The organism is Mycobacterium sp. IS-2888, assembly GCF_001954215.1.
In the GTDB taxonomy this organism is placed as follows: Bacteria; Actinomycetota; Actinomycetes; order Mycobacteriales; family Mycobacteriaceae; genus Mycobacterium.
In genome coordinates, this window is record NZ_MBET01000113.1 from 1 (window position 1) to 20,486 (window position 20,486).

General features: G+C 67.3%; 23 protein-coding genes. 21 read left to right on the top strand and 2 right to left on the bottom strand.

All coding sequences use genetic code 11. The features are described 5' to 3' along the window. The 3 genes from A5745_RS22880 to A5745_RS22890 all read left to right on the top strand — a co-directional run. Positions 1–650 (top strand): acyl-CoA thioesterase II (locus A5745_RS22880; RefSeq protein WP_076119158.1); only part of this gene is annotated, 650 nt, incomplete at its 5' end. Positions 651–655: 5 nt separating this feature from the next. After that, complete coding sequence (locus A5745_RS22885) at positions 656–1,570, top strand: LLM class F420-dependent oxidoreductase (RefSeq protein ID WP_076119160.1); 915 nt, start codon at positions 656–658, stop codon at positions 1,568–1,570. Further along, a complete protein-coding gene (locus A5745_RS22890) occupies positions 1,570–2,721 on the top strand; it encodes an acyl-CoA dehydrogenase family protein (RefSeq protein WP_076119162.1) in 1,152 nt (383 codons plus the stop codon). Before A5745_RS22885 ends, A5745_RS22890 begins: the two co-directional genes overlap by 1 nt. Here the strand turns inward: A5745_RS22890 and A5745_RS22895 are convergent. After that, positions 2,705–3,391 carry a DUF427 domain-containing protein gene (locus A5745_RS22895; RefSeq protein WP_076119163.1) on the bottom strand — a complete coding sequence of 229 codons (687 nt, stop codon included), beginning with the start codon at positions 3,389–3,391 and terminating at the stop codon, positions 2,705–2,707. The genes A5745_RS22890 and A5745_RS22895 overlap by 17 nt on opposite strands. Positions 3,392–3,484: 93 nt before the next feature. Between A5745_RS22895 and A5745_RS22900 the strand changes: the two genes are divergently transcribed. From A5745_RS22900 to A5745_RS22965, 14 genes are all read left to right on the top strand, one after another. Continuing rightward, positions 3,485–3,886, top strand: a complete 402-nt coding sequence (locus A5745_RS22900; RefSeq protein ID WP_076061231.1) for a hypothetical protein — start codon at positions 3,485–3,487, stop codon at positions 3,884–3,886. A 60-nt stretch (positions 3,887–3,946) separates the two neighbouring features. After that, positions 3,947–5,116, top strand: coding sequence for a CaiB/BaiF CoA-transferase family protein (locus A5745_RS22905; protein WP_076119165.1), 1,170 nt, complete (start codon positions 3,947–3,949; stop codon positions 5,114–5,116). 134 nt (positions 5,117–5,250) lie between these two features. Further along, on the top strand, positions 5,251–5,814 hold the full coding sequence (locus A5745_RS22910) for a hypothetical protein (RefSeq protein WP_076119184.1): 564 nt from the start codon (positions 5,251–5,253) through the stop codon (positions 5,812–5,814). Between the two features lie 26 nt (positions 5,815–5,840). Continuing rightward, a complete protein-coding gene (locus A5745_RS22915; RefSeq protein WP_076119168.1) occupies positions 5,841–6,545 on the top strand; it encodes an NIPSNAP family protein in 705 nt (234 codons plus the stop codon). An 11-nt stretch (positions 6,546–6,556) separates the two neighbouring features. Then, a complete protein-coding gene (locus tag A5745_RS22920) occupies positions 6,557–7,768 on the top strand; it encodes a cytochrome P450 (protein WP_076119186.1) in 1,212 nt (403 codons plus the stop codon). A 1-nt stretch (position 7,769) separates the two neighbouring features. Then, positions 7,770–8,747, top strand: a complete 978-nt coding sequence (locus A5745_RS22925; protein ID WP_076119170.1) for a zinc-binding dehydrogenase — start codon at positions 7,770–7,772, stop codon at positions 8,745–8,747. Then, positions 8,744–9,484, top strand: a complete 741-nt coding sequence (locus A5745_RS22930) for an HpcH/HpaI aldolase/citrate lyase family protein (protein WP_076119171.1) — start codon at positions 8,744–8,746, stop codon at positions 9,482–9,484. The genes A5745_RS22925 and A5745_RS22930 overlap by 4 nt, the downstream gene beginning before the upstream one ends. After that, on the top strand, positions 9,481–9,873 hold the full coding sequence (locus tag A5745_RS22935) for a nuclear transport factor 2 family protein (RefSeq protein WP_076119172.1): 393 nt from the start codon (positions 9,481–9,483) through the stop codon (positions 9,871–9,873). Before A5745_RS22930 ends, A5745_RS22935 begins: the two co-directional genes overlap by 4 nt. A gap of 2 nt (positions 9,874–9,875) precedes the next feature. Next, a complete protein-coding gene (locus tag A5745_RS22940) occupies positions 9,876–10,604 on the top strand; it encodes an SDR family NAD(P)-dependent oxidoreductase (protein ID WP_076119174.1) in 729 nt (242 codons plus the stop codon). Continuing rightward, positions 10,586–12,100, top strand: a complete 1,515-nt coding sequence (locus tag A5745_RS22945) for an NAD(P)/FAD-dependent oxidoreductase (RefSeq protein WP_076119177.1) — start codon at positions 10,586–10,588, stop codon at positions 12,098–12,100. Before A5745_RS22940 ends, A5745_RS22945 begins: the two co-directional genes overlap by 19 nt. After that, positions 12,097–13,017 (top strand): alpha/beta hydrolase, encoded by a 921-nt coding sequence (locus tag A5745_RS22950; RefSeq protein WP_076119179.1) that lies wholly within the window; start codon positions 12,097–12,099, stop codon positions 13,015–13,017. Before A5745_RS22945 ends, A5745_RS22950 begins: the two co-directional genes overlap by 4 nt. A gap of 20 nt (positions 13,018–13,037) precedes the next feature. Beyond that, positions 13,038–14,345 (top strand): hydroxyacid-oxoacid transhydrogenase, encoded by a 1,308-nt coding sequence (locus A5745_RS22955; RefSeq protein WP_076119189.1) that lies wholly within the window; start codon positions 13,038–13,040, stop codon positions 14,343–14,345. 9 nt (positions 14,346–14,354) lie between these two features. Next, on the top strand, positions 14,355–14,849 hold the full coding sequence (locus A5745_RS22960; protein WP_076119181.1) for a thioesterase family protein: 495 nt from the start codon (positions 14,355–14,357) through the stop codon (positions 14,847–14,849). 74 nt (positions 14,850–14,923) lie between these two features. Then, complete coding sequence (locus tag A5745_RS22965) at positions 14,924–15,364, top strand: SRPBCC family protein (RefSeq protein WP_076061212.1); 441 nt, start codon at positions 14,924–14,926, stop codon at positions 15,362–15,364. Between the two features lie 13 nt (positions 15,365–15,377). On the opposite strand, the gene A5745_RS22970 is transcribed toward A5745_RS22965, so the two are convergent. Then, entirely contained in the window at positions 15,378–16,070 is a 693-nt protein-coding gene (locus A5745_RS22970; RefSeq protein WP_076061210.1) for a GntR family transcriptional regulator, read from the bottom strand. 138 nt (positions 16,071–16,208) lie between these two features. On the opposite strand from A5745_RS22970, the gene fadD5 reads away from it, so the two are divergent. The 4 genes from fadD5 to A5745_RS22990 all read left to right on the top strand — a co-directional run. Continuing rightward, positions 16,209–17,852 (top strand): fatty-acid--CoA ligase FadD5, encoded by a 1,644-nt coding sequence (fadD5, locus tag A5745_RS22975; protein WP_076061208.1) that lies wholly within the window; start codon positions 16,209–16,211, stop codon positions 17,850–17,852. Positions 17,853–18,158: 306 nt separating this feature from the next. Then, positions 18,159–18,881 carry an MlaE family ABC transporter permease gene (locus tag A5745_RS22980; protein WP_369804962.1) on the top strand — a complete coding sequence of 241 codons (723 nt, stop codon included), beginning with the start codon at positions 18,159–18,161 and terminating at the stop codon, positions 18,879–18,881. Continuing rightward, the gene (locus A5745_RS22985; RefSeq protein WP_076061207.1) at positions 18,878–19,747 is read left to right on the top strand and encodes an ABC transporter permease; all 870 of its coding nucleotides are present in this window, start codon (positions 18,878–18,880) and stop codon (positions 19,745–19,747) included. The genes A5745_RS22980 and A5745_RS22985 overlap by 4 nt, the downstream gene beginning before the upstream one ends. 5 nt (positions 19,748–19,752) lie before the next feature. Next, the coding region (locus A5745_RS22990; protein ID WP_139329762.1) for an MCE family protein at positions 19,753–20,486 on the top strand (734 nt) is incomplete at its 3' end.

A 20,486-nucleotide genomic window follows, 5' to 3' on the forward strand; every position in this document is an offset into this window, starting at 1 on the left:
CCGTCGGCCCGCCGGTCGAATTCGTCCTCGACGTCGTGGCCGAGGGCCGGTCCACGGCTACCGCGGTTGTCGCCGTGCACCAGAACGGGCGACGCTGCCTGAGCATCACGGTGTTGGCCGACGTCCCCACTGGCGACGTCATCCGCCACCACCTGCCGCGGCCCGACGTGGCCGCGCCGGCCGACGCCAACCATGCCGAGATGCCGATGGGCGGGCGCGAACTGCGCCTCGTTGACGTCGTCGACGTCAACAGCCCCGACGAGGTCGGGCCGCCCGAGCTGTACGCATGGCTGCACTACGACCCGATCCCGGACCGCGACGACCTGGCCAAGGCCCTCGTCGCGTACTTCACCGGACATCTGGGCATCTCCACCACCATGCGCGCGCACCCGGGCATCGGTACCAGCCAGGCGCACCTGACCGTGTCCACCGCACCGATGAGCATCTCCGTGGCGTTCCACGAGCCGGTGCGCTGGGACGGGTGGCTGCTTTACACGCACGAGAGCACGCAGGTCGGCGCGGGCATGTCGTACGTGCGCGGCACCGTGCACGCCGAGGCCGGAGAGCTGTTGTGCTCCTTCGCTCAGGAGGCGCTGATCCGGCCGCTGCGCACCAGCGACACGGCGATCGATTCCCGCGCGCGATTCTGACTGCCATGCGCTTCACCATCACGCACCCGATGCACAGCCATCCGTACAACCCGGAGTTCTTGAGCGGCGAGGGAATCGGGAAAGTGGCGGAAGCCACCGAGGCGGCGGGCATTCACGGCTTCGGGTTCACCGACCACCCCGCACCGTCGCAGCGGTGGCTGGAAGCCGGCGGCCACGACGCTCTGGATCCTTTTGTCGCACTGGGTTTCGCGGCGGCGACGACGACAACGCTGCGGCTGATTCCCAACATCGTGGTGCTGCCGTACCGAAACCCCTTCGTGGTGGCCAAGTCCGGCGCCACGCTGGATTTGCTCTCCGGCGGCCGGTTCACGCTCGCGGTCGGCGTCGGCTACCTCAAACGGGAGTTCGCGGCGTTGGGTGTGAGCTACGACGAGCGCGCGGAGCTGTTCGAGGAAGCGCTGCAGGTGATCCGGGCCATCTGGACCAGCGACGACATGTCCTTTGAGGGAAAGCATTTCAGCGCGCGCGGCATCACCGCGCACCCCCGGCCGGTGCGCCCTCCGCCGATCTGGATAGGCGGCAACACCACGACCGCCCGCCAGCGCGTCGCCCAATATGGAGACGGCTGGTGCCCGTTTCCGGCCCCGCCGCAGCTGGCCCAGACCGCGGGCACCGCGGTCATCGATTCCGTCGAGCGCCTCACCGAGGGCATCGACGACCTGCGCCGCCGCTGCGATGCGGCGGGCAGGGACTGGTCGGCCATCGACATCACCTTCAGCAACTTTGAGGGCGGCAGCCCCGCGACCGACGACTTCAACGCCGACGCGTACCTCGGCGGCCTGGAAAAGCTTGCGGCCGTGGGAGTCACGTGGGTCGGCGTCCACCTGCCCGGGGACAGCATCACCCACGCGCTCGAGACCCTCGACCGATTCCGCACCCTCGTGATCGACGCGGCCTGATGGACTTCTCCCGCGTCCAACTGTCCCCAGAGGATCAGGCCTTCCTCGAGGAAACCCGGGCGTTCATCACCAAGCACGTCACCGACGAGGTGCTCCGCCGTCAGCGGGAGTTTGGCGAAAACTTCGACGAGCAAGTGCATTTGGCGCTGGGCGAGGCCGGCTATCTGGCGTCGGATTGGAAGCTCGAGTCCGAGGGCGGATTCAGTGCGGTTCGCCGGCGCATCTTTCAACTGGAGATCGCCCGGGCGCACACGCCCTGGTATCACTGGGGCACCACGTCCGTCGTCGCGCGGCTGGTGCAGCAATTCGGCGCGCCGGAGCTCGCCGGCAAGGTCGTGCCGGGCGTGCTGTCCGGCGAGATTCGGCTCTGCCTGGGTTACACCGAACCCGAGGGCGGCTCCGACGTCGCCACCTGCAAAACCCGCGCGGCCCGCGACGGTGATGCGTGGATTATCAACGGCTCCAAGATGTTTACGTCGAACGCGCAGAACGCCAGGTACGTCTTTCTGCTCACCAACACCGACCCGCAAGGGCCGAAACACAAGAACCTGACCATGTTCCTGGTGCCGCTCGATTCACCGGGCATCGAGATCCAGGGCATCCGCACCCTGGACGGCGACCGCACCAACATCGTCTACTACAGCGACGTACGCGTCGACGATCTCTACCGGATCGGCGAGGTCAACGGCGGCTGGACGGTGATGCGCGCGGCGCTGGATTCCGAGCACGGCCTCGTCGATCGCGAAGACCATGGCCTGCAATACCTTGCGGCGATGGGAGCTCACGGCGACGTGATGGCCGAAGTGGTCGACACCGTCGCGGGCATCGTCGGGCCGGCGGCCGACGAGTCGGTGAAGCACCGGCTGGGGCGCAGCGTCGCCCGGGTGGAGGCGGCGCTGTCCACGCCTGGCATGTTCGGGCGCGTCGCGGTCGCCCAGACGATGCGCGACATCTCCGCCGATCTGATGGATATCGCGGGCACGGCGTCGGCGTTGCCCGCCGATGCCCACGGTTGCGTCGGCGAGGGCGCGGCGGAACACCTCTACCGGCTGGCGCTGCCGCTCGGGATCTACGGCGGCACCCTCGAGGTCTTCCGCAACATGATCGCCCAGCACGAGCTCAAGCTGGGACGGCCTAACTACCCGGGCTAAGCGGGAGCTCGGCGACGACGTCGGCTCGGGCGGCGTCGAAACTCAGGAACCCTTTGATGGGAAGGCTTTCCGGGGGCGGGTCCGCGTAGCTCCAGGCGACGTCCTCGACGACCTGGTCGCCCGAGACGACGGACCAATACGTCGCGAAGCCCTTGTAGTTGCAATAGCTCGACGTCTCCGAGCGCCGCAGCAAATCGGTGCGCACGTGCGAGGGATCGACGTACAGACGCGGTTCGAGGGCGGTCTCGAACAGGATCACCGTGTCCTCGGTGTCCACTAAGACGGTGTCGCCGACCGAGACGCGAAGGCGGCGCCGCGTCGGGCGGCAGTCGACCCGATGGTAGGGATTCGGCGGATAGTGAACGAGCTCGCGGCCCTCTTCCAGCCAGGTGTCGACGGCGTCCCAAGGCACGTGGACGAAGCCCGGCGCCTCCGGCTCGGGTTCGGTGGGCAGGTCGCCGACCTCGTCGGCCGGAAACGCGTAGCTGAGCGCACGACCCCGGCGGTGCACCAGCAGCGCCCGCTCGGTGTCGATCACCGCGCGCCCGTCCCGGAAGGCCTGGACCCGCCGCGGGTGCGGCTCGACGAAGACGACCTCCGAGGGCAGCGCGGGCGAGAACCGCCCGGCCGGATCACTGCTTAACGGACCACGTCCGGCTACGAGAGTCATGGTTGCGATTGTCCCCCAAGGCCGACTCAGCGGCTCAAACACGCGCTACGCTGACGCCCGGACGAGACCCAAGCGACGACGGAGTAGGACGAGATGGCAAGTGCGCCGCCGCATACCAAGGCCTACCTGCTGAAGAACCGGGGCAATTCCTGGTGGGTCAACGTCGAGCTGCAGCTGACCGACACGAATGTGCGCTGCGTCGCCACGGAGTACTCGAAATGGATCGACGAGGAGCTGGGCCTCACCGACTACAAGGCGAAGCTGTCGTCGGGGGAGCCCGTGGTGGTCTTCGACTTTCGTCGAGACCAACTGACCATCAAATGGCTGCGTCAGTTCTATCGCGGCGGTTTCCGTGTGAGCCAAGGCGATTCGCGGGAATGGTTGGTGTCGCTTGTCTATCCGAGCGGATTCGGCAGCCTGCTCGACTTGATGACCGACCGGGCTCTGTGGCGCCAGTGGCGTGAGGCACTGCCCGATACGCCGGGACACGCCTGACCTATCCGTCAGTGACGGCGGGTTGGCCACCCTGCGGCAGCACGGAGTAGGAACGTAGCCATGACGGGACCGGTAGCGGGCATCAAAGTCGTCGAACTCGGGGTCTGGGTGGCCGGCCCGGCCGCCGGTGGCATCCTGGCCGACTGGGGCGCCGACGTCATCAAGATCGAGCCCCCGCGCGGCGACCCCGGGCGCCTGTTCGGCCGGATGCTGGGCTGCGACCTCGGGGTCAACCCGCCGTTCGAAATGGACAACCGCTCCAAACGCAGCATCGTCCTGGACCTCACCACCGAAGAGGGCCACGACATCGCGCTCGAATTGCTCTCGGACGCAGACGTTTTCGTCACCAACGTGCGCCCCGGCGCATTGCGAAAGCTGGGCCTCGACTTCGAGTCGGTGTCGGCGCGCCACCCCCGCCTGGTCTACGGCCTGATCACCGGGTACGGCGAAGACGGGCCCGATGCCGACCGCGCCGCCTACGACGTCGCTGCGTTTTGGTCGCGCGCCGGCGTGGCGCACCTGCTCACCCGGCCCGGGGACACCCCGCCGTTTCAGCGCGGCGGCATGGGTGACCACTCGGCCGGCATGACGCTGGCCGCGGCCATTTGCGCTGCGCTGCTCGCCCGCGAACGCACCGGGACCGGCCAGCTGGTGAGCACCTCGCTTTACCGCCAGGGCGCCTACACCGTCAGCTTCGACATCAACACCTATCTGCTGACCGGCCAGCCGATCGCCATCGGGCAACGCGAAACCATGGGCAACCCGTGCATGAACAACTACACCGCGGGCGATGGTCGCCGGTTCTGGATCGTCGGCCTCGAGGGCGACCGGCATTGGCCGCCGCTGTGTCGTGCCGTCGGCCGCCCCGAGTGGCTCGACGATCCCCGATTCCGCGATGCCCGCGCCCGCGCCGTCAATGGGGCGGCGCTCATTGCCGAGTTGGACGAAATCTTCGCGTCCAAACCGCTTGACGAATGGGCAGAGGTCTTCGCGGGAGAACCCGATTTCTTCTGGTCACCGGTCAACAGCATCGAGGATGTCGTCGCCGACGAGCAGTTCCACGCCGCCGGCGGCATCGTCGACGTACCGGACAAAGAATCCACCGTGCCGATGGTGGCGACGCCGGCCGATTTCCATGGCACGCCATGGTCACCGCGTTCTGCGGCACCGGAACTGGGTCAGCACACCGACGAAATTCTGGCCGAGCTCAAGGCCCGCCGCGGCGTGTGACCGCCGGTCGCACCTTTACAAAGTTGCGCCGAAGTGTCACGCTGTCCGGTGAGCCGCGTGGCGGCCAACAGCCCAGGACGAGCGTTGCGGTAACGCCGATGCACCGTTTCGGTGCGGCGGTGAGGAACGGATTGATGGTCACTCCCTACATCAGCGAGAGCAGCCGGCTCGGTGCCGGGCGGGCAACCCGGGCCGACGGTGAGTGCCTGCGATACCGGCTGGACGTCGTCGCGGCCACCGCGGCCGACGTCGTGCAATCGGCCGGTGGCTGGCTCTACGACCGGGTGATGGCCGGATGGCAGGTGACCGTGCTGCTACCGAAGGGCCGCGACTCCCGGTCGCTTCGGATCCTCGGCGTGCGGACAGCGGAACTGGACGCGCAGCTCGCTTCGCCGGGCCACAGCCTGGCCGTCAGCGCCGAGGCATTCACCGCAGACGAGCGGGTACGCGACGCGGTGCTCAAGTCCCTGGACAACGGTTTGACCGAAGTCGCGTTGTGGGGCGATGGGTGGCCCCTGGGAGTGAATCGCGCGACGACGAGGGCGCAGCACGTACTGAGCGCCGCGGCGCGGACGTTCAAGGGCTACGCGCTTGCTGCCGCGGGGATTTCGTGCGAGTCGGTCGATGGCACCGAGCCGCTGCTGTGTGACACCGCTACGTGTTCGCGGGCCGACTCAGAGTTGATCCGGATCGACTAGCGCGCCGATTAGCCCATGACTCGCCCATGAAGAAGTACTACGGCCACACCCTGCTCTATCTGCACGAGACGATCTCGCTGGGCTCCGGTCGCAGCGATCGCTTCACCGAAGTCTTCTCCGAGGTCTACCAGCCGATGATGGCCGAACTCGGTGCCCGGCTGTTCGCGATCTGGGAATCCACCCCCTACAACGGCCACTGGCCGCAAGTGACGGTCATCTGGGAGCTCGACGCCTTCGCCGACTACGCCAGGATCGGAGCGGCGCAGGCACGCGGCGGCAGCCACGAGGCGGCGGCCGGAAAATGGTCGTCGTTTCTGTCCGACATCGGCGCCTCGGGGGAGGGGCGAATCATGTACCCCGGACCGAGCAACAAAACGCTGGCGCAGCTGCGAGAGTCCAATTTCACTGCGCCGCTGGTGATTCAGGAGATCATGCAGACCAAGCCGGGGCGACAGGACGACTACATCCGCGAGCTGGAGCGGCTCTACGTGCCCTGGTCGGAGCGCACGGGCAAGCGTTGGCTGGGTTCGTTCACCACGACGTTCCGCTACAACGAGGTCATCCACTACTGGGCACTCGACGGTGGCTGGGAATGCTTCGCCAACCACTATCCGTCCTGGAAAGACAGCCCACCCGCCGAGATCGTCACCTGGATGAGCGTCGCGCCCGCGCTGCGCGACGGCTGGGAAGATTCGATTCTGCAGGCCCTTCCGCCCTCGCCGCTGCAGTGACGGGCGCACCAGTGGACTTCACCTACGACCCATTCGACGCGCGGGTGATGGCAAACCCCTTGCCGTACTACGGAATCCTGCGCGATCGCTACCCGGTGTACTACATGCCGCTGTGGGATACCTTCGCCCTGTCCCGCTTCGAGGACATCTGGCGGGTGCTCGACGTCAACGACGGAACGTTCGTCGCGACGGAAGGCACATTGCCCCCGGCGTCGGTGCTGGCTCAGCACAACGATGGGCCCCTCGATGATCCGCCGCTGCATCCGTTACCGTTTCACGCCGTCTTCGACACCGATTTGTACGCCGAGATCCGGCGCGCGCACTCCCAGCCGTTGCGTCCGCGGTCGGTCGCTGGGCTGGAAGCCCGAATCCGCACCCTGGCCAACGAGCGCCTCGATGAGCTGCTGCCACGGGGTTGCTTCGACCTGACGCAAGAGTATGGCGGCATCGTCGCGGCGTCGATGGTGTGCGAATTGCTGGGCCTGCCCGACGATCTCGCACCGCAAGTGCTGGCAGCGGTCAATGCCGGCAGTTTGGCCGAGCCCGGCGAGGGCGTCGACACCGCACAAGCGCGGCCCAACTACCTCGAGTACCTGACACCGGTGGTGCAGCGCCGCCGGGCCGACCCGTCCGGTGACGCGTTGCCCGTTGTCGACGGCCTGCTCGGCTACCGATTGCCCGACGGCAGCGCCCTGTCCGACGTCGAAGCCGCGACGCAAATGTTGTGCATCTTCATCGGCGGGACGGAAACCGTGCCGAAGATCGTCGCCCACGGGCTGTGGGAACTGTCCCGGCGGCCCGACCAATTGGCCGCGGTGCGCGGCGACGCGAACGCCAACGCGCCGGTCGCCCGCGAGGAGATGATCCGGTTCTGCGCGCCGGCGCAGTGGTTCGCGCGAACCGCGCGGAAGCCCTTCAGCATTCACGACGAAACGATCCGGCCCGGCCAGCGCGTCATCACGCTGCTGGCGTCGGCCAACCGCGACGAGCGGGAGTACGACGAGCCCGACAAGTTCGTCTGGAACCGACCCATCCGCCGTTCGCTGGCGTTCGGTCGCGGTCAGCACTTCTGCATCGGCTACCACCTGGCCCGGCTGGAAATCGATGTGCTGCTGACCGAATGGCTGCGGCGGGTGCCGGACTACGCGATCCAGAGCGAGGCCGCGACGCGGCTGCCGTCCAGCTTCCAATGGGGATGGAACAAGATCCCCGTGGAGGTCTGACGTGTGGTCCTACCGGATCGTCGCGCCCTACGTGTTCGAGCGGACGTCGATCGCCGACAAGACACCCGAGCACCTGGGCGACGGCCAGGTGCTGCTTCGGTTCCTGGCCGCGGGAGTCTGCGGTAGCGATCTGCCCGCGTTCCGCGGCGCCCGGGGCCGGCTTCCCGGAGACGACGGGCCAAGCGCGGCGGAGAAAGACGGATTCCCGATCCATGAGGTCGCCGGCGAGGTGATCGCCAGCCGGCATCCCGAGCATCGCCCCGGCAATCTGGTGGTGGGCTGGGCATCCGGATTCGACGGGCTGATGGAACGCGTCGTCACCGACGGCAACGGGTTGGCGCCCTACGACCCGGCGCTGACCCCCGCCGAAGCCGTCGGGCTGCAACCACTGGCGTGTGTCCTCTATGCCTGCGAGCAACTGCCCGACCTGGCCGGCCGTCACGTCGCGATCATCGGCCAGGGCTCGATCGGACTGCTGTTTTCCTATGTCGCCAAGGCGGCCGGCGCCCGGCGCGTCACCGGCGTCGACCCCATCGACCGCGAAAGCGCCGCAACGGCATTCGGCGTCGACGACCGGGTGCGTGCCACCAGCGACCGCTGGGTGAGCCAGCTGGCGCCCGCCGACCGGGCCCACGTCGTCATCGAGGCCGTCGGTCACCAGGTCGCGACACTCGGGCACGCCATCCAAGCCGCCGCCCCCGGCGGCACCGTCTTCTACTTCGGCGTCGCCGACGACGAGGCCTACCCGATTAGCATGCGACTCATGCTGCGCAACAACTTGACGCTGAAATCCGGTGTGACGCTTGACCGGCGGCGAATGCTGGAGCTCGCCGGCAAGTTCGCCGCGGACCATCCCGGGTTGTTGGGCTCGTATCTCACCCACACCTTCGGCGTCCAAGATGTGCAAGACGTCCAGGCAGCTTTCGAGCTGGCCTGCCGGCCGGTGCCCGAGCGCATCAAGATCGCGATCGCGCAATGAGCGTCTTCGGCGGCGACCACCCGACCCCGCTGTGGGGCGGCTGGATCACCGGCCCGACGCTGATCGGGCCCGAGGAATTCGCCCGCGCCGGTTACGACTACCTGGGTTTCGACGCCCAGCACGGATACCTCGACGACGCCGACATCGCCGGCATGCTGAGGCGCATCGAACACCTCCCCATCGCTACCGTGGTGCGACTGCCCAATGCCGACGCCGCGCCGATCGGGCGGGTGCTGGACGCCGGGGCCGACGCCGTCGTCATCGCGATGATCGAGTCGGCCGACGAGGCCGCCGCGGCGGTGGCCGCCTCCCGCTACCCGCCGGCGGGCGTGCGCAGCTTCGGCCCGCTGCGCGCCAGCCTCGGCCTCGACCCGGCCGAGCACGAATCCCGCGTGAGCGTATTCGCGATGATCGAAACCGCCGGGGCGCTGTCGGTCCTGGATCAGATCTGTGCCGTCGACGGCCTGGCCGGAATCTACGTCGGGCCCGCCGATCTGGCCATCTCGATGGGTGTCGACGTCTTGGGGGCCACGGCCCATCCGAAGGTGCGGGACGCGATCGAACGAATCCATCGCGTGGCGACCGACGCCGGGCTGCTCACCGGGATCCACGCCGGAGGGGGCAAGACCGGTCACGCCATGGCGCAGATGGGATTTCGGATGATCACCCTGGCGGCCGAATCGCAGGCGCTGCGGCGGGGCGCGGCGGAACATCTACGTGAGGCGACCGGACAGTGACCGACGACCAAGCCGCGATTCGCGAGGTGATCGCCGGCTACGCGCTGGCTCTCGACGCCGGCGACATCGAGGGATGCCTAAGGCTGTTCAGCGCCGATGCCGAATTTGTCGTCTATGGGCGGTCTTTCGCCGGGCCCGACGAGATAGCGAAGATGTTCCGGGATGCGCCGCGCGGCCTGCACCTGACCGGGGTCTCGCGTGTCGATGTCCGTGGCGACACCGCGACTGCCCGATCCCAGGTGCTGTTCGTCCGCGCCGGCGACCTGCACCTGCGGCCCGCGCTGTACGACGACGAAATTGTCCGTCTCGACGGGCGGTGGTGTTTCCGGCGGCGGCGGTGCCAGTTCGTGACCAGCCACGGCCTGTCCGACAGTCCCGAGGTTCCGTGACCATGAATCAGCGTGTCGCGCTGGTGACCGGCGCCGCCGGGGGGCAGGGGTGGGCCATCGCCAAACGGCTACGCGCGGACGGCTATTCGGTGGCGGCCTGCGACGTGCGGGCCGGCGAATTGGCCGCGGCGGTCGACGAGCTGGGCGACGACAACGTGATCGCGATCCAGCTCGACGTGACGTCCCAGGCGCAGTGGAACGCCGCCGCCGAGCGCATCGTCGAGACGTTCGGGTCGCTGAGCGCGCTGGTCAACAACGCCGGAGTGTTGCACCGGGCAGCGTTGGCCGACGAGACGGCCGAGGATTTCGAAAAGGCGTGGCGGGTGAACTGTTTGGGGGCTTTCCTCGGCATGAGCGCCACCCTGGATCTGCTACGGGAGGCCGAACACGCGGCGATCGTCAACATCTGTAGCACCGGGGCGATGCGCCCGTTCCCGCACCACAGCGCGTACGGCTCGTCCAAGTGGGCGCTGCGGGGCCTGACCCAGACCGCCGCCGCCGAACTCGCGCCGTCGGGCATTCGCGTCAACGCGGTGTTCCCGGGCCCGATCGCCACCGAAATGCTCGACGCGGACACGCAGTCACGGCTCGCCGAGACCGCGATGTTCGGACGGCTCGGGCAGCCCCGCGAAATCGCCGACGCCGTCGCGTTCCTGGTCTCCGAGGCGGCGTCGTTCATCACGGGTTCCGAGTTGGTCGTCGACGGTGGGCAATGCCTGCAGATTCGATGAAGATCGGCATCATCGGTGCCGGGCCCGGTGGCTTGGCGCTGGGAATCCTGTTGAAGCGGGCGGAGTTTCACGACTTCACCATCTTCGACCGCGAAGACGACGTGGGCGGAACGTGGCGCATCAACACCTATCCGGGCCTGGCATGCGACGTCAAGTCACACCTCTATTCCTACTCGTTCGACCTGAACCCGCACTGGTCGCGGCTCTGGTCACCGCAGCCCGAGATCCTGGCCTACTTCGAGCGCTGCGCCAACGAATATGGTCTTCGCCCCCACCTGAAACTGCGCACCGAAATCCGTTCCGCCAGCTGGGATCACGATACCCAGCGCTGGTGCCTGACGGCCGCGGACGGGGCGCGACACCATTTCAACATCGTGGTTTCGGCCGTCGGATTGTTCACCCGGCCGCTGCTTCCGGATCTCGTCGAACAGGAGCCGTTCACCGGAACGGTGATGCACTCGTCGCGATGGGATCACTCGGTCGCCCTCGAGGGCGCGCGGGTCGCCGTGCTGGGAACGGGTTCGACGGCCTCGCAACTGGTCCCGGAATTGGCCAAGGTCGCCGCCCGCGTGTATTCGGTGCAACGATCACCGACCTGGATATTGCCCAAGCCGGACCGGCACTACACGCGCCGGGAGCGCTGGATTCTGGCCCACGTGCCGTTCGCCAAGAAGCTGTACCGGACCCGGCTGTGGCTGCGCAGCGAATCCAACATCTCGGTGATCGAGCATGGCAGCGAAAAGACCCAGGAGTTCACCGCGCTTGCCCTGGGCATGCTCGAAGAGACCGTCGCCGATGAGGAATTGCGCCGCAAGCTGACCCCCGACCACCCAATGGGCTGCAAGCGACTGGTGTTCTCGTCGGACTACCTGCCCGCATTGACGCTGCCCAACGTGGAGGTGGTGAATAGCCCGGCCCGCTACCTGCGCGCCCGCTCGCTGGTCGCCGAAGACGGCAGCGAACGCGACGTGGACGTCGTGGTGTGCGCCACCGGCTACGCCGCGGCCGACTACCTGGGGGAGCTCGACGTGTCCGGAGAACACGGAGCGACGCTGCGCGAGACCTGGAGCGACGGGGCGCACGCGTACTTCGGCATGGCCGTTCCCGGGTTTCCCAACTTTTTCATGCTCTACGGGCCCAACACCAATGTCGGCTCCAACAGCGTGATCTTCATGCTCGAAGCCCAGGCGCGCTACATCGTGCGCGCGTTGAAATACATGCGGCGCAAACGCAAGACCTACATCGCGGTGCGGCCGGCGGCGCTCGCGGAGTTCGTCGCCAAGATCGATCGCTGGATGGTCGGCACCGTCTGGACCACCCAGTGCAGCAACTACTTCCGCGCCCCGAACGGCCGGGTGGTCACACAGTGGCCGCGAAGCGCGCGTAGCTTCTGGGGAATGACACGCCGGTTCCGGCCCGCCGACTTCAGCTTCCGGGCCGAGGCCCGCTCCGCCAGGGACGGGGAGGACTCGGTGGCGGCGCTGGACACCCGATGACCGACGGCGTCGAGCGGCTCGATCCCGCGCTGCGCACCGTCGCCACTACGCGCACGGACTTCACGCCGGCCGCCATCGAGCTCATGCGCGGACCGTTCAACGAGCGGCGCCGAATCGCGGCGGAATGCGTTGCGGCGCAAGGTGTCCAGATAGCCGACGACACCGTGGTGACCGAGGCCCGCGGCGTGCCGGTGCGGATCTATCGCGGCGCGGAGCCGCCGGCCCCGGCGGTGGTGTACTGCCACGCCGGGGGCTTCGCGCTGGGAAACCTGGACACCGATCACCGCCAGTGCGTGGAGCTCGCGCGGCGCGGCCGATGCACGGTGGTGTCGGTCGACTACCGGCTCGCCCCCGAGCATCGTTATCCGGCCGCCCTCGACGACGCGATCGCCGTGCTGCGCTGGGTGGCGGCCGGCGCCGCCGAACTCGGCATCGATGCGGCCCGCCTGGCCGTCGCCGGGAGCAGCGCCGGCGCCGCCCTGGCCGCCTGCCTCGCGCACGGCGCCGCGGGCGAACCGCGGGTCGTGTTCCAGTTGCTGCACCAGCCGGTGCTGGACGATCGGGCCACCGAGTCGAAGGCGCAGTTTCGCACCAGCCCGGCTTTCGACGGTGAGGCGGCGGAGCTGATGTGGCGCCACTACCTGGGCCCGCAGACCGCCTCGCAGAATGCTGTGCCCGCCCGCCGAGACCGATTCGACGGCCTGCCACCGGCATTGATCACCTGCGCGGAGATCGATCCCTTCCGCGACGAGGCGGTGGACTATGCGCTGCGACTGCTGCGCGCGGGCGTCTCCACCGAGTTGCACGTGTTCGCGCGCACCTGCCACGGATTCGACTCGCTGCTGCCCGACTGGTCCGTGTCCGAGCGGCTGTTCGCGTTGCAAGGTGAAGCGCTGCGACGGGCCTGGGAAATCTGAACGCCCCTAGGATGGCAGCGATGGCGTGCTGCGATTTCTCGATCGTCGCCGAGGGCTGCGACGCAGCCTTCACCGTCGACGCGTCGCGGGTGACTTTCGGGCGTGGTTGTCTGGCTGAATTGGGCGACCGGGCACGCGCTCTCGGGTTGCGTCGGGTGGCGTTGTTCTCCGACGCCGGCGTGGCCGAACTGCCCATCTTCGCGACGGCGCACGAGTCGCTCGTCGCGGCCGGACTGGACGTGCTCACCTACACCGACGCCCATGTCGAGCCCACCGACGCGTCTTTCGTCGACGCCGCGCGTTTCGCCCGGGAGTCGAACCCCGACGGCTACGTGTCGCTGGGCGGCGGCTCCGTCATTGACACCTGCAAGGCCGCCAACCTCTACGCCACCCATCCCGCCGACTTCCTGACGTATGTCAACAAGCCGATCGGCGAGGGCAAACCGGTGCCCGGTCCGCTCAAGCCGCATATCGCGTGCCCCACGACCGCCGGCACCGGCAGCGAGGTAACGGGCATCACGATCTTCGATCTCCTGTCGCTGAAGGCGAAGACCGGCATCGCCGCGCACGCGCTGCGTCCCACGGAAGCGCTCGTCGACCCCGACTGCACCGCGAGCCTGCCGCCCGAGGTCGTCGCGTCGGCCGGGCTGGATGTGCTGTCGCACGCGCTGGAGTCCTACACGGCGCGGCCCTACGTCCGGCGGCGCGCGCCCGAACGGCCCACCCTGCGGCCCATGAGCCAGGGCGCCAACCCGTGGAGCGACCTGGGCTGCCGTGAGGCGTTGCGCCTCTTGGGGCAGTTTCTGGAGCGCGCCGTGAGCGACGCGTCCGACAGCCAGGCCCGCGAGCAGATGATGTGGGCCGCAACGCTTGCGGGCATCGCGTTCGGCAACGCGGGCGTGCACGCACCGCACGGCATGGCCTATGCGGTTGCGGGGCTGGTGCGTGACTTCCGCCCCTCGGGCTACCCGGCCGACGAGCCGCTCGTGCCGCACGGCATGGCCGTCATCCTCAACGCACCGTCGTCGTTCCGCTTCACCGCGGAGGTTGGCCCGGAGCGGCACCTGGAGGGCGCACGGCTGCTCGGCGCCGACACGCGCGGCGCCGGCGCGCAGGACGCCGGCGAGGTGCTGGCCAACGAACTCATCCGCATCATGCGCGCGGTGGGCATGCCCAACGGCCTCGGCGGGGTGGGCTACACCGACGACGACGTGGTGGCCCTCACCGAAGGCGCCCACCCCCAGCAGCGCCTGCTGCAGAACGCTCCGCGCGAGATGAGCAAGCCGGTTCTGGCGGACTTGTTTCGGCAAGCCATGCGCTACTGGTAGTCAAGACGCATGACATCGGCTCCCACGGTTCCGCCTGCACCGGACGGGTTGACCAGCCGCGACTTCCCCGTCCAGTGGCCGGTGGGAACCCGGTGGGCCGACAACGACATGTTCGGCCACCTGAACAACGCGGTGTACTACCAGCTGTTCGACACCGCGATCAACGCCTGGATCAACACCAGCACCGGGCTCGACCCGACCACGATGCCCGAGCTGGGCATCGTCGCCGAGTCGGGTTGCCGCTACTTCTCCGAACTGCATTTCCCGCAAAACCTGGTGGTCGGCCTCGCGGTGACCCGGCTGGGCCGCAGCAGCGTCACCTACCGGCTCGGGCTGTTCGGGTCGGATGGCGGACCAGACGACGGCCGCGCCCAACCGATCACCGCGCTGGGGCACTGGGTGCACGTCTACGTCGACCGGATGAGCCGCAAGCCGGTCCCGATTCCCGACGCCATCCGCGCACTGCTGTCGACGGCCTGCGTCGCACCGGCCGAGCCGCAATAAATAGAAGCAATAAATAGAAGCCGCCGAGATGGCGCCCAGCACTGGGCGTTTCGCGGCTTGGCTATGCTTCGCCAATGCCAGTCCTGAGCAAGACCGTCGAGGTCGGTGCCGACGCCGCCTCGATCATGGCCATCGTCGCGGATTTCGAGGCATACCCGCAGTGGAACGACGAGATCAAGGGCCTGTGGGTGCTCGCCCGCTACGACGACGGGCGGCCCAGCCAGCTGCGGCTCGACACCGAGGTCCAGGGCGTTGCGGGCACCTATATCCAGGCCGTGTACTACCCCGGCGAGAACCAGATCCAGACCGTCATGCAGCAGGGCGACCTGTTCGCCAAGCAGGAACAACTGTTCAGCGTCGTCGAGATGGGTGCGTCGAGCCTGTTGACGGTGGATATCGATGTCGAACCCTCGATGCCCGTGCCCGCGCCCATGGTGAAGTCCATGCTCAACACCGTCCTCGACCACCTCGCCGACAACCTCAAGCAGCGCGCCGAGCAGCTCTCCGCGAACTAATAAGCCCGCGGACTCAGTCGAAGATCCCCGATCGCTTCAGCATCTCGGTCAGCCGCTGCGCCCCGTCGGTGAATTGCCACACGGTGTGCTCGATGACGGCGGCGGCGTCGCGTTTGCGCAGGGCCGCGATCAACTTGCGGTGGTTGTCGACCGCGGCCACACCCCATTCCGGGTCGCCGGCGTACACCAGCACCGGCATGTAGCGCGCGGCGTTCAGCAGGAACCAGGCCAATTTGATCCGACCGCTGGCCTGATTGAAGACACGGTGAAACGCGAACTCGATGCCCGCGATGGCCTCGGCGTCGCCGGAGCCGACGGCCGCCTCCAGCGCATGGTTGATGCGGTCGAGCTCGTCGATCTCGCCGTCGGTGATGTGGTCGGTGGCCGCGGCGGCGAGCTCCCTGGCGATCGTGGCCTGCAGCCAGAAGATGTCCTGAATGTCCTGGCGGGTCAGCGGCAACACGAAGTGACCGCGATGCGGCTCCAGTTGCACCATGCCTTCGCCGCGCAGTTTCAGCAGCGCCTCGCGGACGGGGGTGATGCTGACCCCGAGTTCGGCCGCGGTCTCGTCGAGGCGTATGAAAGTCCCCGGACGCAATGTCCCGGACATGATCGCCGCGCGCAGGCGACCCGCGACTTCGTCGGACAACTGCGCCCTGCGCAGTGGCCGCCGGCTCCGCGGCTTCGTGGAAATCGGTGCGTTCACGGGGGCTGCCAGGGCTTTCAGGGGCTCGGCGGGGGTTGTCTTTGGGGCACTAAAGCCATAGTGTGACCCACACAACACCATGTTTTATCAAATATCAACCTGGCGCAAGCGGTGCGCGAGTGTAAGGGGAGGTAGTAGTTGACCGCACAGTTGGCCAGCCACACGACGTCCGCACTCACCGAGCAGCCTTACCGCGCCCGGCGGCAGAACTGGGTGAACCAGCTCGAGCGGCACGCGATGATGCAGCCGAATGCGACAGCGCTGCGCTTCCTGGGCAACACCGTGACGTGGGGTGGACTACAGGATCGGGTGTCGGCGCTGGCCGACGGGTTGAGCCGGCGGGGAGTCGGCTTCGGCGACCGGGTCATGATCCTGATGCTCAACCGCACCGAATTCATCGAGTCGGTGCTGGCCGCCAACATGCTCGGGGCCATCGCCGTCCCACTGAACTTCCGGCTCACCCCGGCCGAAATCGCCTTCCTGGTCGAGGACTGCGAAGCCCGCGTCGTGATCACCGAACCCGTGCTCGCCCCGGTGGCCACCGGGGTCCGCGACATCCAGCCGATGCTGAGCACGATCATCGTGGCGGCCGCCTCGACCGACGACGGGGTTTTCGGCTACGAGGACCTCATCGACGAGACCGGCGATCCCCACGAACCCGTCGACATCCCGAACGACTCGCCGGCCCTGATCATGTACACCTCGGGCACCACCGGCCGCCCCAAGGGCGCCGTGCTGACCCACACCAACCTGACCGGCCAGACGATGACCGGGCTCTATACCAACGGCGCCGACATCAACAACGACGTCGGCTTCGTCGGTGTCCCGTTTTTCCACATCGCCGGAATCGGCAACATGCTGACGTCGCTGTTGCTCGGCATCCCCACCGTGATCTACCCGCTCGGCGCGTTCGACCCGGGCCAGCTGCTCGACGTGCTGGCGGCGGAGAAGGTCACCGGCATCTTTCTGGTGCCCGCACAGTGGCAGGCGGTATGCAACGAACAGCAGGCACGACCGCGTGATCTGCGGCTGCGGGTGATGTCGTGGGGAGCCGCTCCCGCCCCCGATGCCTTGCTGCGCGAGATGTCGGCGACGTTCCCCGGCACCCAGATATTGGCCGCATTCGGCCAGACCGAGATGTCGCCGGTCACCTGCATGCTGCTGGGTGACGACGCGATCCGTAAGCGTGGATCGGTCGGAAAGGTGATCCCCACCGTCGCCGCCCGCGTCGTCGACGAGAACATGAACGACGTGCCCGTCGGCGAAGTGGGCGAAATCGTCTACCGCGCACCGACCTTGATGAGCGGCTACTGGAACAACCCCGCGGCCACCGAGGAGGCGTTCGCGGGCGGCTGGTTCCACTCCGGGGACCTCGTGCGGATGGACGACGAGGGTTACGTCTGGGTGGTGGATCGCAAGAAGGACATGATCATCTCCGGCGGCGAGAACATCTACTGCGCGGAGGTGGAAAACGTCCTCGCCAGCCATCCCGACATCGTCGAGGTCGCCGTCATCGGCCGCGCTCACGAGAAGTGGGGCGAGGTGCCGATCGCGGTCGCGGCCGTCACCGACGACCAGCTTCGGCTCGGCGACCTGGACGGCTTTCTGACCGAGCGGCTCGCCCGCTACAAGCACCCGAAGGCGCTCGAGATCGTCGACGCGCTGCCCCGCAACCCCGCCGGGAAGGTGCTCAAGACTGAGCTACGCCTGCGCTACGGCGGTGCGGAGGCGTCTGAAAGCCGTTCTGCGTCAAGCGGTTCAACGGCCGGAGAGGAGGGCTGACGAAAACCGAAACGTTTGCCCGTTATTGACGGAGGGTTAATTGTGCAGTTGTCGGTTCACACGTGCTCGGCCATCGGGTACATTCCTGTGGTCTCCGTTACTACTTGCGAGTAGGGAGCCGATGGTCACATACGAAGGGTCCGGGCAAGGACAGGGCGTGCGACACGATTCGCCGCGGTGCTGGGAGGCGCGCGGTGGTTGCGGGAGGGGACAGCGGTGACGACGACGGCCACAGGGCCACGGCTGACCGACTATGCCCGCGACCGCGTGGCCCCCTTCCTGACGCTAGTCGGCGGCTTTTTCCGAATGTGCGTGCTGACCGGCAGGGCGACATTCCGGTGGCCATTCCAGTGGCGCGAGTTCGTCTTGCAGTGCTGGTTCATCATGCGCGTCGCGCTGCTGCCGACCATGGCCGTCTCGGTGCCGGTGACGGTGCTCTTCATCTTCACGTTCAACATCCTGCTGCTGCAGGTCGGCGCCGCCGATATCTCGGGGGCGGGCGCGGGCGTTGCCGTGGTCACCCAGATCGGCCCGATCGTGACCGTGCTGGTGGTCGCCGGCGCGGCGGCCACGGCAATCTGCGCCGACCTGGGTGCTCGCACCATCCGCGAAGAGATCGACGCGATGGAGGTGCTCGGCATCGACCCGATCCACCGATTGGTGGTGCCCCGCGTTCTGGCTTGTGCGACCGTCGCGATGTTGCTCAACGGCCTGGTGAGCATGGTCGGACTGGTCGGAGGCTTCCTCTTCGGCGTCTACCTCCAGAATGTGTCCGGCGGTGCCTACCTCGCCACGCTGACCCTGATCACCGGGCTGCCCGAAGTGATCATCTCGACGGTCAAAGCGGCGACCTTCGGCATGATCGCGGGCCTGATCGGCTGCTACCGAGGCCTGACCGTCCGCGGCGGCGCCAAGGGCTTGGGCACCGCCGTCAACGAGACCGTCGTCATGGCCGTGGTCGCCCTGTACGCGGTCAACGTGGTGCTGACCACCATCGGTGTCAAATTCGGAACGAGCGCAGTGAAATGACGACGACCGGAGTAGTTCGCGCCCGCTTCCCGCGGTTGGCCGCCAACCTCAGCCGCGTCGGTAACTTGACGACTGGATCACTCGACGAAGCCGGAAAGCTGGGCTGGTTCGCGGTAATCGGCGGTCGCGGCATGGGATGGGCGCTGACCCGTTACCGCAAGGAAATCTTGCGTCTGATCGCCCAGGTCGGCATGGGCACCGGCGCCATGGCCGTCGTCGGCGGCACCGCGGTGATCATCTCCTTCGTGACGCTATCCGCCGGCTCGCTGGTCGCCCTCCAGGGTTTCGCGTCGCTGAGCCAGATCGGTATCCAGGCACTCCTCGGGTTCGTCGCCGCACTCATCAACGTGCGTCTTGTCGCCCCCGTCGTCTCCGGCGTTGTGCTGGCGGCCACGGTCGGCGCCGGCGCCACCGCGGAATTGGGCGCCATGCGGATCAGCGAGGAGATCGACGCGCTGGAGGTCATGGGGATCGATTCGGTGGCATACCTGGTCTCCACCCGGGCGCTGGCCGGGCTGGTGGTCATCATCCCGCTGTACTCGTTGGGGCTGATCATGTCCTTCCTGTCCCCGGCGGTCGTCACCACGGTGCTGTACGGACAGGCCACCGGCACTTACGAGCACTACTTCCGGACGTTCTTGCGCCCCAATGACGTGTTCTGGTCATTCGGCGAGGTCATCATCATGGCGGGGGTTGTGATGCTCACCCATTGCTACTACGGGTACAACGCCAGCGGCGGACCGGTCGGGGTCGGCGAGGCCGTCGGGCGGTCCATGCGCTTCTCGCTTGTCTCGGTGAATGTCATTGTCCTGTTGGCCGAAATGGCGCTCTACGGCGTCAACCCGAACTTCGCTTTCACGGTGTAGCTGCCATGACGACTCCGCGATTGAAGGTCAACAAGCCGCCGACGCGCCCTTACAAGTTGGTCGGTATCGCGGTCCTGTTGATCGCCGCCTTGGTGTTGTGGTTGGTGTATTTGCAGTTTCGGGGGGATTTCACGGAGAAGACGCCGGTGACGATGTTGTCGTCGCGGGCGGGTTTGGTGATGGATCCCGGAGCGAAGGTCACCTATAACGGCGTGCAGATCGGCCGGGTGGCCAGCATTTCGGAAGTGCAGGCCGACGGCAAACCGGCGGCGAAGTTCGTGTTGGACATTTATCCGCGATATCTGAAGCTGGTGCCGGCCAATGTGGACGCCAAGATCGTGGCGACCACGGTGTTCGGCCAAAAGTACGTCTCGATGACCACCCCGGCCCACCCGTCGCCGCAGCGGATCGCCCCGCATGCGGTGATTGATGCGCGCTCGGTGACCACCGAGATCAATACGTTGTTTCAGACCATCACCTCGGTGGCCCAGAAGGTGGATCCGGTCAAGCTGAATTTGACGTTGAGTGCGGCGGCGCAGTCGTTGGCGGGGTTGGGGGATCGGTTTGGGCAGTCGATCGTCAATGCCAATGCGATCCTCGATGATGTCAATCCGCAGATGCCCCAGGCGCGTCATGACATTCAGCAGTTGGCGGGGTTGGGCGACACCTATGCCAATGCGGCGCCGGATTTGATTGATTTCCTCAACCATGCGGTGGTGACGTCGCGTTCGATCAATGC